This window comes from Aeromonas sp. HMWF016, assembly GCF_963878195.1.
Taxonomy (GTDB): Bacteria; Pseudomonadota; Gammaproteobacteria; order Enterobacterales; family Aeromonadaceae; genus Aeromonas; species Aeromonas lacus.
Genome location: NZ_CAWNWX010000025.1, coordinates 69,813 through 82,150 on the forward strand (window position 1 = coordinate 69,813; position 12,338 = coordinate 82,150).

General features: G+C 55.5%; 13 protein-coding genes and 3 tRNA genes. 11 read left to right on the forward strand and 5 right to left on the reverse strand.

All coding sequences use genetic code 11. The features are described 5' to 3' along the window. Positions 1–144 precede the first annotated feature (144 nt). Entirely contained in the window at positions 145–636 is a 492-nt protein-coding gene (lrp, locus tag AACS24_RS03575; RefSeq protein ID WP_005300047.1) for a leucine-responsive transcriptional regulator Lrp, read from the reverse strand. 150 nt (positions 637–786) lie between these two features. Here lrp and ald point away from each other — a divergent pair, with 150 nt between their 5' ends. The 3 genes from ald (at position 787) to AACS24_RS03590 (ending at position 4,360) form a co-directional block, all read left to right on the forward strand. Then, the gene (ald, locus tag AACS24_RS03580; protein WP_005337098.1) at positions 787–1,902 is read left to right on the forward strand and encodes an alanine dehydrogenase; all 1,116 of its coding nucleotides are present in this window, start codon (positions 787–789) and stop codon (positions 1,900–1,902) included. A gap of 197 nt (positions 1,903–2,099) precedes the next feature. Next, complete coding sequence (trxB, locus tag AACS24_RS03585) at positions 2,100–3,050, forward strand: thioredoxin-disulfide reductase (protein ID WP_108572379.1); 951 nt, start codon at positions 2,100–2,102, stop codon at positions 3,048–3,050. Between the two features lie 62 nt (positions 3,051–3,112). Next, complete coding sequence (locus AACS24_RS03590; protein WP_108572380.1) at positions 3,113–4,360, forward strand: diguanylate cyclase; 1,248 nt, start codon at positions 3,113–3,115, stop codon at positions 4,358–4,360. Between the two features lie 100 nt (positions 4,361–4,460). Here AACS24_RS03590 and AACS24_RS03595 read toward each other — a convergent pair whose 3' ends face one another. Then, positions 4,461–4,931, reverse strand: coding sequence for an outer membrane lipoprotein (locus tag AACS24_RS03595; protein WP_108572381.1), 471 nt, complete (start codon positions 4,929–4,931; stop codon positions 4,461–4,463). A 19-nt stretch (positions 4,932–4,950) separates the two neighbouring features. On the opposite strand from AACS24_RS03595, the gene aat reads away from it, so the two are divergent. The 3 genes from aat (at position 4,951) to infA (ending at position 6,658) form a co-directional block, all read left to right on the forward strand. Further along, positions 4,951–5,658 carry a leucyl/phenylalanyl-tRNA--protein transferase gene (gene aat, locus AACS24_RS03600; RefSeq protein ID WP_108572382.1) on the forward strand — a complete coding sequence of 236 codons (708 nt, stop codon included), beginning with the start codon at positions 4,951–4,953 and terminating at the stop codon, positions 5,656–5,658. Continuing rightward, complete coding sequence (locus AACS24_RS03605; RefSeq protein WP_033115166.1) at positions 5,655–6,371, forward strand: arginyltransferase; 717 nt, start codon at positions 5,655–5,657, stop codon at positions 6,369–6,371. Before aat ends, AACS24_RS03605 begins: the two co-directional genes overlap by 4 nt. Positions 6,372–6,439: 68 nt before the next feature. Next, entirely contained in the window at positions 6,440–6,658 is a 219-nt protein-coding gene (gene infA, locus AACS24_RS03610; RefSeq protein WP_005300033.1) for a translation initiation factor IF-1, read from the forward strand. A gap of 68 nt (positions 6,659–6,726) precedes the next feature. On the opposite strand, the gene clpA is transcribed toward infA, so the two are convergent. Continuing rightward, the gene (gene clpA, locus AACS24_RS03615; RefSeq protein ID WP_033115165.1) at positions 6,727–8,979 is read right to left on the reverse strand and encodes an ATP-dependent Clp protease ATP-binding subunit ClpA; all 2,253 of its coding nucleotides are present in this window, start codon (positions 8,977–8,979) and stop codon (positions 6,727–6,729) included. 59 nt (positions 8,980–9,038) lie between these two features. Next, positions 9,039–9,356, reverse strand: a complete 318-nt coding sequence (clpS, locus tag AACS24_RS03620) for an ATP-dependent Clp protease adapter ClpS (RefSeq protein WP_005337111.1) — start codon at positions 9,354–9,356, stop codon at positions 9,039–9,041. 229 nt (positions 9,357–9,585) lie between these two features. On the opposite strand from clpS, the gene cspD reads away from it, so the two are divergent. Further along, on the forward strand, positions 9,586–9,804 hold the full coding sequence (gene cspD, locus AACS24_RS03625; RefSeq protein ID WP_033115164.1) for a cold shock-like protein CspD: 219 nt from the start codon (positions 9,586–9,588) through the stop codon (positions 9,802–9,804). A 111-nt stretch (positions 9,805–9,915) separates the two neighbouring features. On the opposite strand, the gene folD is transcribed toward cspD, so the two are convergent. After that, positions 9,916–10,770, reverse strand: a complete 855-nt coding sequence (folD, locus tag AACS24_RS03630; protein ID WP_043851082.1) for a bifunctional methylenetetrahydrofolate dehydrogenase/methenyltetrahydrofolate cyclohydrolase FolD — start codon at positions 10,768–10,770, stop codon at positions 9,916–9,918. A 222-nt stretch (positions 10,771–10,992) separates the two neighbouring features. Between folD and AACS24_RS03635 the strand changes: the two genes are divergently transcribed. The 4 genes from AACS24_RS03635 to rstA all read left to right on the forward strand — a co-directional run bounded on the left by AACS24_RS03635 (position 10,993) and on the right by rstA (position 12,331). Continuing rightward, a tRNA-Pro gene (locus AACS24_RS03635) sits at positions 10,993–11,069 on the forward strand. A gap of 36 nt (positions 11,070–11,105) precedes the next feature. Continuing rightward, positions 11,106–11,182, forward strand: a tRNA-Arg gene (locus AACS24_RS03640). Between the two features lie 42 nt (positions 11,183–11,224). Next, positions 11,225–11,300, forward strand: a tRNA-His gene (locus AACS24_RS03645). A 317-nt stretch (positions 11,301–11,617) separates the two neighbouring features. Continuing rightward, positions 11,618–12,331 carry a two-component system response regulator RstA gene (gene rstA / locus AACS24_RS03650; protein ID WP_108572383.1) on the forward strand — a complete coding sequence of 238 codons (714 nt, stop codon included), beginning with the start codon at positions 11,618–11,620 and terminating at the stop codon, positions 12,329–12,331. The last annotated feature ends 7 nt before the right edge of the window (positions 12,332–12,338 follow it).

Below are 12,338 nucleotides of genomic sequence, written 5' to 3' on the forward strand. Positions count from 1 at the left end.
AAAAGCCCATCGATTGTCAGCCAGAGCCTGATGGGACGGGGCCATATTTGCAATTATCTTTACAAGAAGAAACGAGCGGACCGGCCGCTCGTTTCTGACTGTCATGGTGTCTCATATGGAAAAGATACCACGGCATAACCTGCTTTATCGGGTGCTGATCACCAGACGACTGCTCTGCTTGACCTCTTCCATCACCACATAGGTGCGGGTGTCATTGACACCGGGCAGACGCAGCAGGGTTTCCCCCAACAGACGGCGGTAAGCCGACATGTCGCTGACTCGGGTCTTGAGCAGGTAGTCGAAGTCACCGGAAACCAGATGACACTCCTGGATCTCTTCGAGCACCTGAACAGCCTTGTTGAACTGTTCAAACACATCAGGCGCCCCGCGATTGAGGGTTATCTCTACAAACACCAGCAGAGATGCGTCCAGATAATGAGGGTTCAGAATAGCGGCATATCCTTCGATATAACCTTGTCGCTCGAGGCGACGAACCCGTTCCAGACACGGTGTAGGACTCAGGCCAACTCGCTTGGACAACTCAACATTCGAAATCCTGCCATCCTTTTGCAGTTCATTAAGAATGTTGCGGTCAATCCTGTCCAAATCCTTTAGCCGACTCTTAGCTTCCATCATTTTATTCCATCCTTTGGCTATTTTTTGGTAAGAATCACCAGTCATTTTATAATTATGGTCACAAATCCTGTCAATACCTGAATATACTAGGCGCAAATGTTGGTTAACATTTTGGCAACATGAAACACCAATCTATAGACGAGGGATAGCATGATTATCGGTGTACCTAAAGAGATAAAAAACCATGAATACCGCGTAGGCATGGTTCCGGCCAGTGTACGTGAACTGACAGCACGAAACCATACTGTTTTCGTCCAAAGCGGTGCTGGAAACGGCATTGGCTTCAGCGATGCAGATTATATCGCTGTTGGAGCCGAAATTTTGGCCTCTGCAGCAGAGGTTTTCGCCAAAGCCGAGATGATCGTCAAGGTCAAGGAACCTCAGCCTGTCGAATGTGCCATGCTGCGCCCGGGTCAAACCCTGTTCACCTATCTGCATCTGGCGCCAGACTTGCCCCAGACCGAAGCCCTGCTGAAAAGCGGCGCCATCTGTATCGCCTATGAAACCGTCACCGACGGCCGTGGCGGCCTGCCCCTGCTGGCCCCCATGTCGGAAGTGGCCGGACGCATGTCTATTCAGGCGGGTGCCCAGGCGCTGGAAAAATCGCGTGGCGGTAGCGGAGTGCTGCTTGGCGGCGTACCCGGTGTCGAACCGGCCAAGGTGGTGATCATCGGTGGCGGCGTGGTCGGCTCCAATGCGGCCCGCATGGCCATTGGCCTGCGCGCGGATGTGACCATCCTCGACAACAACGTCGATACCCTGCGCCGTCTCGATAACGAGTTCCAGGGAGCGGCCAAAGTGGTCTACTCCAACAGCGAGACGCTGGAGCGCCATCTGCTGGCAGCCGATCTGGTCATCGGCGGCGTGCTGGTACCGGGTGCCACTGCGCCAAAACTTGTCCGCCGTGACCACATTGCGCGCATGAAGCCGGGTTCTGCCATCGTTGATGTGGCCATCGATCAGGGCGGCTGTGTGGAAACCTCCCACGCCACCACCCACCAGGATCCGACCTATATCGTCGATGAGGTGGTGCACTACTGTGTCGCCAACATGCCAGGGGCGGTGGCCCGCACCTCGACCGTGGCGCTCAACAATGCAACCCTCCCCTTTATCATCAAGCTGGCCCAGCAAGGGTATCGTCAGGCACTGCTGAGCGACCCCAACCTGTTGCACGGGCTCAACGTGATGGAGGGCAAGCTCACTTGCAAGGAAGTGGCCGTGGCACATGGCCTTGCCTACACGGATCCCCTGACCCTGCTGAACTGATCTGCTCTGGCCTGCGCCAGTTGGAGATGAGTGAAAATCCGCCCGCGATGGGCGGTTTTTTTATCTCTTTTTTAGTGCTCGGCAAAACCGTGCGTTGATGCGGGAAGGCGATTGAAACAATCGACTCACTGGCCTTTGACCCCGGATCACGAATTACCTACAATCGCGCAAACTCATCACGTCTCGGAAATCACATCATGAGCCAAGTCACTCACAGCAAATTGCTGATCCTGGGCTCCGGCCCGGCCGGTTACACCGCTGCCGTCTACGCCGCCCGCGCCAACCTCAATCCCCTACTCATTACCGGTATGCAGCAAGGTGGCCAGCTGACCACCACCACCGAGGTTGAAAACTGGCCCGGCGATCCGGAAGGCCTGACCGGCCCGGCCCTGATGGAGCGCATGAAAACTCATGCAGAGAAGTTCGATACGCGCATTCTGTTTGATCACATCAACAGCGTCGAACTGACCCAGCGCCCGTTCCGCCTCAAGGGCGACAACGGCGAATACACCTGCGATGCCCTGATCATCGCGACCGGCGCCTCCGCCAAATATCTGGGCCTTCCCTCTGAAGAGGCCTTCAAGGGCCGCGGCGTCTCCGCCTGCGCCACCTGCGACGGTTTCTTCTACCGCAATCAGGAAGTGGCCGTGATCGGCGGCGGCAACACTGCCGTGGAAGAGGCGCTCTATCTGGCCAACATCGCCAAAAAGGTGCACCTCATTCACCGTCGCGACGAGTTCCGCGCCGAGAAGATCCTGATCAAGCGTCTGCACGACAAGGTCGAGAGCGGCAACATCGTACTGCACACTCACCAGACCCTGGATGAAGTGCTGGGCGATCAGATGGGGGTTACCGGTGTGCGCCTGCGCAACACCCAGGACAACAGCACCAGCGAGCTGCCGCTGATGGGCGTCTTCATTGCCATCGGCCATAAGCCCAACACCCAGATCTTCGATGGCCAGCTGGAGATGCAAAACGGCTATCTGAAAGTACGTGGCGGCCTCGACGGTTTTGCCACCCAGACCAGCATTGAAGGTGTCTTTGCTGCTGGCGATGTGGCTGACCACAACTACCGTCAGGCCATCACCTCTGCAGGTACCGGCTGCATGGCTGCCCTCGATGCAGAACGCTATCTCGATGCGCAATAAATAAGCGCATATGTGATATAAGGCATACCAGTCGGTATGCCTTTTTTATTTGAAGGAGTCTAATGAAACAGAAGATATTGATTGTCGAAGATAGCCTGACGATCCGCCGTATGCTGACCCAGGCGATTGCCCAGCAGACCGGTCTGGAGATAGATGCCTTTGATACCCTCGAAGGCGCCCGTCACTGTCGGGGAGAGGAGTATGTGGTCGCCCTGGTGGACCTTACCTTGCCAGACGCACCTCGCGGAGAAGCGGTCAGCGTATTGCTGGAGCGCGGCTTGCCAGTGGTGATCCTCACCGCCGATATCAGCGAGGATAAACGTGCCGCCTGGCTGGAAACTGGTGTACTGGACTATGTAATGAAGGATTCGCGCCACTCGCTGCAATATGCGGTCAGCCTGGTGCACCGCCTCTATCTCAACCAGTCCATCGAAGTGCTGGTCGTCGATGATTCGCGCACTTCCCGCCACCGCACCATGGCCCAGTTGCGCAAGCAACTGCTGCAGGTGCACGAGGCGAGTCACGCGCGCGAAGCGATGGCGATGCTGGAGCAATACCCCGGCATCCGGCTGGCACTGGTCGACTACTATATGCCGGAGATCGATGGCATCAGTCTGGTGCGAATGCTGAGAGAGCGTTACAGCAAGCAGCAGCTGGCGATTATCGGGATCTCGGTCTCGGACAAACGCGGCCTCTCTGCTCGCTACCTCAAACAGGGGGCCAACGACTTTCTCAACCAGCCGTTCGAGCCGGAAGAGCTGCAGTGTCGGGTCAGCCACAATCTGGAGGCGCTCGAGCAGTTCAACAGCATTCAGGAGTCGGCCAATCGCGACTACCTGACCGGTCTTTACAACCGGCGCTACTGGTTCAATGAAGGGCAGAAATGGTTCGAGGAGCAGCAGCGGCTGCAGAGTACGCTTTCACTCTGTGTGCTCGATGTGGATCACTTCAAGCAGGTCAACGATCACTGGGGCCATGCCATCGGCGATCAGCTGCTCTGCCATCTGACCCGCCAGCTGACCCAGTTCTTCCCCGATGCCATGATCGCACGCTTTGGCGGCGAGGAGTTTGCCCTGATGGTGCCCCACTGCACCGTACCCGTGCTGCTCAAACGGCTGGAAGGGTTACGCCAGCAACTGCGCCAGCACCCCTTGTCACCGGATGTTCCGCTCTTTGTTCGCGCCAGCTATGGTGTGGTCAGTGTCGGGCGGGTATCCATGGACGAGGCGCTGAGCGAAGCGGATCAGCTCCTGTATCAGGCCAAGAACACCGGCCGTGACAAGATAGTCTCGCAAGAGAGCGCCATCTAATTCCCTGCGCAGTCCCGTGTATTACCGCCCGCAAGACTTTCAGCCAACCGGAAAGTCTGCGGGTTATCTCCCCTCTCGACACCTTTTGACATCAGCCGGCTTAAAACGTCTTGTCGACTCGCACGCCATCATCAAAATAGATAATGCGTACTTTATCGCCGCTGCTGAATACCATGGCGGGATCATAATCCTGGATCACATTGACCAGCCCGTTCTGCTCGTTGCGAATAAGCAACTCGACCAGTTTGTTCTCCACTACCGTGTCGCCTGACTGATACTGCTGCGCCGCAGCGGCACCCGCAAGCGCCCCGACGGCGGTAGCAATTTCACGGCCATGGCCGCCACCAAACTGGTTGCCAAGCAAGCCGCCCAGTACTGCCCCGCCCAGAGTTTTCCAGCCGGAACGCTCCGACTCCAGGATCTGGCGCTGGGTAATATTGCGCACCGTTTCGACCTGGCCAAACACCACCTGATTGACCGGGCGGGCCGTGTTGCGCTGGTACACCTCGGCCCCGGCGGGTGCAGTGACAAAGCAGAGCAAGCTGGATACTATCAGGATAATGGCCTTCATCTACGAACCTCGTTGCCTTATGTCTCGCTATCTCACTCAACTGGATGATGAGCTCTGCTGGTTTCCCGACCCCTCGCATGCCCTGGAAGAGCCCAACGGTCTGCTGGCGATCGGCGGGGATCTCTCCCCTGCCAGATTGCTGGCAGCTTACCACAAGGGGATCTTCCCGTGGAACGAACCCCACCAGCCGACCCTGTGGTGGTCACCGGATCCGCGCGGCGTGATCCGCCCTGATCAGCTGCATGTGGGACGCACCTTGCAGAAGATTATCCGCCGAACCCCATTCGATATTTCCGTCAATCGCGCCTTTAATGAGGTAATCAATGCCTGCGCCGCGCCTCGTCGCACTGCCGATGGCATCTGGATCAGTCAACCCATGATCGAGGCCTACCAGCAGCTGCACCGTCTGGGCCACGCTCATTCACTCGAGATCTGGCAAGAGGGAAAACTGCAAGCGGGCCTTTATGGCCTGTCGATTGGCCGGTTGTTCTGTGGTGAGTCCATGTTCAGCTATATCGATAACGGCGCCAAGCTGGCCATGGTGGCACTCTGTCGCCACTTTGCCCGGCACGGAGGCACCCTTGTCGACTGCCAGATGCAGAATCCGTTTCTGGCCACACTGGGCATTGAGGAGTGGCCAAGAGCACGCTTTCTGGCCGAGCTGGCGCAACTTAGCCGCCAATCGCTATTGGATTCATGCTGGCAAGAGGGAGAGATCCGCTTATGACCGAAGAAGTGATCCTCAAGGTTGGGCTAACCCCCAAGCATCCCTGCAGTTATCTGGATCATGAGCAGGAGCAGTTGCTGGTTCTGATGGATCACAACCTGCTCAACGCCCACGGTTACGAACGCCTGCTGACCGCCGGATTTCGCCGCAGTGGCAACGACATCTATCGTCCCCACTGCCCCGCCTGTCATGCCTGCCAATCCCTGCGCATTCACAGCGAGCACTTCAGGCCCAGCCGGGGACAAAAACGCATCCGCCAGCTCAACAGGGATATCGACATCGTCCTGAGCTACGATGACAAACCCGAGTATTACCAGCTTTATGAACGCTACATCAGCGAGCGCCATCAGGATGGCAGCATGTATCCCCCCAACCGCAAACAGTACCGCGGTTTTCTCCATTGCGACTGGATGCCGCCCCTCTATCTGGAAATGAGAAAGGAGGGTCGCCTTATTGGCGTAGCTACTACGGATCTGCTGCCCCACTCACTCAGCGCCATGTATACCTTCTTCGACCCCGATTATGCCGACCGCTCGCTCGGCACCTTTGCCATTCTGAGTCAGCTTGATCTGGCCAGGCGTACCGGACGAAGCTGGCTTTATCTCGGCTATCTGGTTGAGGCGTGCCGCAAGATGAATTACAAGCGCAATTACCTCCCTCATGAGGTGCTCATTCATGGAGAATGGAAAAATATCGACGGCAAGCCCGAGTAAACTTTACACATAGCCTTAAATCCGGCATGATCCAGCGGTTTTTTGTTGTGGCTTATCAAGAGGATTCAATGGCTAAAGAAGACAGTATTGAGATGCAGGGCACTATTCTCGAAACCCTGCCCAATACCATGTTCCGTGTGGAACTGGAGAATGGTCACGTGGTTATCGCTCATATTTCCGGCAAGATGCGCAAAAACTACATTCGTATCCTGACTGGAGACAAAGTAACGGTAGCACTGACTCCCTACGATCTCTCCAAGGGACGTATTGTTTTCCGCTCTCGCTAAGCCAGGAATTCAGCAAAAAACCCCAACCTGTCGGTTGGGGTTTTTTGTCGTTTTTTAATTATGGTTACTTAGTGGGAAACAGCTTCAACATTGACCTGAAAATCAAAGCTGAGGCTGTCATTTACCAGCTCAACCTTCACAATTCCCCCATCAACCAGTGAGCCGAACAGGATCTCGTTAGCCAACGGTTTCTTGAGGTGCTCCTGAATGACCCGACCCATAGGTCTGGCCCCCATGGCCCTGTCATACCCCTTCTCGGCCAACCAGTGACGGGCACGCTCGGATACTTCCAAAGACACTCCTTTTGCATCCAGCTGCACCTGCAACTCAACGATGAACTTGTCGACCACCTGGTGGATCACTGTCATGTCGAGATGGTTGAACCAGATGGTGTGATCAAGCCGGTTACGGAACTCCGGACTGAAGGTCTTGTTGATCACAGCCATGGCATCGTGGCTCAGATCCTGCTGCTGGAAACCAATCGACTTGCGCTGGGTCTCCTGTACACCGGCGTTGGTAGTCATTACCAGGATCACATTACGGAAATCCGCCTTGCGCCCGTTGTTGTCAGTCAACGTACCGTTGTCCATCACCTGCAGCAGCAGGTTGAACACATCCGGGTGCGCTTTCTCAATCTCGTCGAGCAGCACAACGGAATGAGGATGTTTGATCACCGCATCAGTCAGCAGCCCCCCCTGCTCAAAACCGACATATCCGGGAGGCGCACCAATCAGACGTGAGACGGTGTGACGCTCCATATACTCGGACATGTCAAAGCGCAGCATCTCCACGCCCAGCGCCTTGCCAAGCTGTTGGGTAACTTCGGTCTTACCCACCCCGGTCGGGCCAGCGAAGAGGAAGCAACCCACCGGGCGACGCTCGTTACCCAAACCTGAGCGAGAGAGGCGAATAGCATCGGTCAGCACCTCGATGGCCTTGTCCTGACCAAAGACCACCATCTTGAGGTTACGCTCCAGGTTCTTCAGTACCTCTTTATCAGAAGATGAGACCGATTTTTCCGGAATGCGGGCGATCTTGGCGACGATTGCTTCAATCTCCTGCACGTTGATCACTTTCTTGCGCTTGCTCGCCGGCAGCAACCGCTGGCCAGCCCCCGCCTCATCGATCACGTCGATTGCCTTGTCCGGCAAGTGACGATCGTTGATGTACTTGGCGGACAGCTCTGCCGCAGCGCGAATCGCCTTGGCGGTATAACGCACCCCATGGTGAGCCTCATAACGACTCTTGAGGCCCATCAGGATACGAGTCGTGTCATCCACGGTCGGCTCGGTGATATCGATCTTCTGGAAACGACGAGCCAAAGCGCGGTCTTTTTCGAAGATCTGGGCATATTCCTGGTAGGTAGTGGAGCCGACACAACGGAGCAAACCATTAGAGAGCAGCGGTTTGATAAGGTTTGCGGCATCCAGCTGGCCACCTGACGCAGCACCTGCACCGATGATAGTGTGGATCTCGTCGATAAAGAGGATGGCCCCTTCCTGACGCTCAATCTGCTTGAGCAATACCTTGAGGCGTTTCTCGAAATCGCCGCGGTATTTGGTTCCTGCCAGCAGAGAGCCCATATCCAGCGAGTAGATGGTGCTACCGGCAATCACTTCGGGCACATCGCCTTTGACGATACGGTAAGCCAGACCTTCCGCAATGGCAGTCTTGCCCACACCCGCCTCCCCCACCAGCAAAGGGTTATTCTTACGACGGCGGCAGAGCACTTGAATTGTACGATTAAGCTCTTGATCACGACCAATAAGCGGATCAATACGCCCTTCCAACACCAGCTGGTTCAGGTTGGTTGCAAAGCTCTCGATCTGGGCGGCGGAGACATCGTCGTCAGATTCCGGATTGTTATTGCTGACATCCGGCTTGCTGTCCTTGCGCACCCCGTGGGAGAGGAAGTTCACCACATCGAGGCGGCTGATCTCGGCCTTTTTCAGGAAGTAAGCGGCCTGAGACTCCTGCTCGCTGAAGATGGCGACCAGTACGTTGGCACCACTGACTTCGGTGTTGCCGGAGGATTGCACATGGAAGACGGCACGTTGCAGTACACGCTGGAAGCCCAAGGTCGGCTGGGTTTCCCGATCTTCGTCATCGCGTGGAATAAGCGGGGTTGTTTGAGTGATGAATGCGCGGATCTCCTTGCGCATCTGCTCGACATCGGCACCACAGGAGCTCAGCGCCTCATGGGCTGAGCTGTTATCCAGAAGGGCTAACAACAGGTGCTCGACAGTCATGAATTCGTGGCGCTCGTCACGAGCCAGTTTGAAAGCCTCGTTCAGCGTCTTTTCCAGATCTTTATTCAACATAGGCACCTCCCCTAGTACAGCTACAATGTGGTGTCACACTCGCCATCAAGTCATCAGATTCAAGCCTTTTCCATAGTGCATAGCAGTGGATGTTCGTTGTTACGTGCATAGGTGTTGACCTGGACAACCTTGGTTTCGGCGATCTCTGCGGTAAACATGCCGCAGACACCCTTACCACTATAATGCACACTCAGCATGACCTGAGTCGCCTTGTCCAAATCCATACCAAAGAACTTTTGCAGCACCTCCACCACGAACTCCATCGGGGTGTAGTCATCGTTGTTCAACACAACCTTATACATGGGTGGCGGCTGCAGCTTTGTTTTCTCTGCTTCTGCAATCTCTTCATTAGCAAAGAGTTCTTTCTGCTTGCTCATAATCGCGCTTTGGTACCTCTAGATTACTACCGTCTCACACAAGCTTGTCAATAGACTTGTTAACCAGATCACATCAGTTGTTAACAACTCCTTGACTCGCTCAAAAGTTAGACTAGATTGGTTACTTGCTAATCTGTGCCCGTCTGCTATGGGCTCATGTCCCTAGTTATAATGGGCTGGCGCAGGTTACTCAACGACTTCTGGGTAATCAATAAAAGGATGTAGAAGTATGGCAACCGGCACAGTTAAGTGGTTTAACAACGCAAAAGGATTTGGGTTTATCTGTCCGGAAGGGGGTGGTGAAGATATCTTTGCTCACTACTCCACCATTCAAATGGAGGGCTACAAGACCCTGAAAGCGGGTCAGGCTGTCCACTTTGAGTTGCAACAGGGGCCGAAAGGAAATCACGCCTCCGTCATTGTGCCGAACGAAGCACAAAATATATAAACGAAAACCCGTTGGATAAATAAAAAACCGGTTCCTCTCTGAGCAACCGGTTTTTTATTTTCATTTATGTGACTCGCCTGGCATTAGCTACGAACACACTATTGTCACGCTTTAGTCATGGTACTCGTTGCAGGCTATCAGGGTATTTTCCATCAGACTGGCAACCGTCATAGGGCCAACACCACCGGGAACCGGGGTGATGAAAGAGGCATGACTGCGCGCCGTTTCAAACTCCACGTCCCCAACCAGCGAACCATCCGCCAGACGGTTGATACCCACATCGATAACCAGCGCCCCCGGCTTGATCCACTCTCCGGGAATAAAATTGGGTTTGCCAACCGCCACGACCAGCAAATCTGCGCGGCGAACCTGATCCTCCAGATCCCGGGTAAAACGATGACAGGTCGTGGTCGTGCAGCCCGCTAGCAGCAATTCGAGGGTCATGGGGCGCCCGACGATATTGGAAGCACCGACCACCACGGCGTGCAAACCATGGGTTTTGACACCTGTGGTTTCAATCAGCGTCATGATCCCTTTCGGGGTGCAGGGGCGCAGCGCAGGAATGCGCTGTGCAAGACGGCCCACGTTGTACGGATGAAAACCGTCCACGTCCTTGTCAGGGAGGATCCGCTCCAGCACCAGAGTGGTATCGAAGTGATCCGGCAGCGGCAACTGAACGAGGATCCCGTCTACGGTCGGATCATCATTCAGCTGATCGATCAACGCCAGCAACTCATCCTGACTTGCAGTAGCACTCAGGTCATATGAGCGAGAGTGAAAACCGACTTCTTCACAAGCACGGCGTTTGCTGCCGACATAAACCTGGGAAGCAGGATCCGCCCCCACCAGAATGACGGCAAGCCCTGGAGCCCGTTTCCCTGCTGCCAACCGCTGTTGGACCTGTGCCGCGACCTGGCTGCGAATCGTTTGCGCAACCTGTTTTCCATCTATGATTTTGGCAGACATCGTTCTCCACTCACCATGTGTTCAACTGCCGCGCATTGTCGCATTTTTTTAGCCAGGATGTTAGCGTCCAAGAGAGGTCTGGCCTGCAACGGGCAATAAGTAGGCACTTGAATTTACTGGGGGAAAAATACGTTGACGCTGGCTCTTTTGCTTGGTTATGATGCCGCCCCGTTGCCCAGTACGGCTCATGTCGTTATGCTGGCACGTTGAAAGCAACAATTTCGGTGATTAGCGCAGTCCGGTAGCGCATCTGGTTTGGGACCAGAGGGTCAAAGGTTCGAATCCTTTATCACCGACCAAGTTTATCGATTTGCCACTCAGGCGGGTCGAGAAAAGCGCCCTTAGCTCAGTCGGATAGAGCAACGGCCTTCTAAGCCGTGGGTCGCAGGTTCGAATCCTGCAGGGCGCGCCATTGATTCTTAGGTATGTTGAAGGATCAATGCAGTTTTCAGTGGTGGCTGTAGCTCAGTTGGTAGAGTCCCGGATTGTGATTCCGGTTGTCGTGGGTTCGAGCCCCATCAGCCACCCCATTATTCCGTCGTTTGGCACAAAGCTGCCAATACGGCAAGATACAAGCCTTCTGGCTTGTGAAGAAACCGGCCCAAGCCGGTTTTTTTGTTTCTGCACCGCCATTTTCTACGTTTATATCCGCGCATTTCTTATCGCACTGCGCCCTGAGTGGCTGAAATGCTAATGGCCCAGAGCCTCATCATTGCTCCGCCCCCGGCTATCGCTCTTATCCTCGCGCTCCCCATATAACCCTCCCTCGTTCTTTTTCTGTATTTCCCAAGCGGCATTGATATGCTGACAGCTCCTCTTTTCTCCTGCTTCCGGTTGGAGCTTTTCTATGCAACGCATTCTTTTTGTTGAAGATGATCCCGAGATTGGCCAGCTCATCAGCAGCTGGCTTGGCCGTCACGATATGGAAGTGATCCTCGAACCCAGAGGCGATATGGCGCTGGCCCGGGTCGAGGCCGAACAACCGGATCTGGTACTGCTCGATATCATGCTGCCGGGACAGGATGGTATGTCCCTCTGCCGGGATCTACGGCCACGCTTTGATGGCCCCATCGTCATGCTCACTTCGCTCGATAGCGACATGAACCAGATCCTGAGCCTGGAGTTGGGTGCCAACGACTACATCCTCAAGACCACTCCTCCCCCCGTGCTGCTGGCCAGACTGCGGGTGCAGTTCCGCCAGCATCAGCAGGTCGCAGCGCAACCGATCGCCGCCACCAGGAGTGTGCCGCAGCAGTTGCAATTTGGCCGCCTGCTGGTCGACGGACCGGGGCGGGATGTGCGTCTCGATGGCGAGAGCATTGCCCTCTCGACTGCCGACTTTGATCTGTTGTGGGAGCTTGCCAGCCACGCCGGCCAGATCCAGGGGCGGGAAGCCCTGTTCCGCAGCCTGCGCGGGCGAGAGTATGACGGTCAGGATCGCAGCATGGATGTGGCCATCTCCCGCCTGCGCCGCAAACTGGGCGATAACCCTGACAACCCGACGCGGATCAAGACGGTGCGCCAGAAGGGCTACCTCTTCGTCCCCCACGCTTGGGAATAGCCTTAAT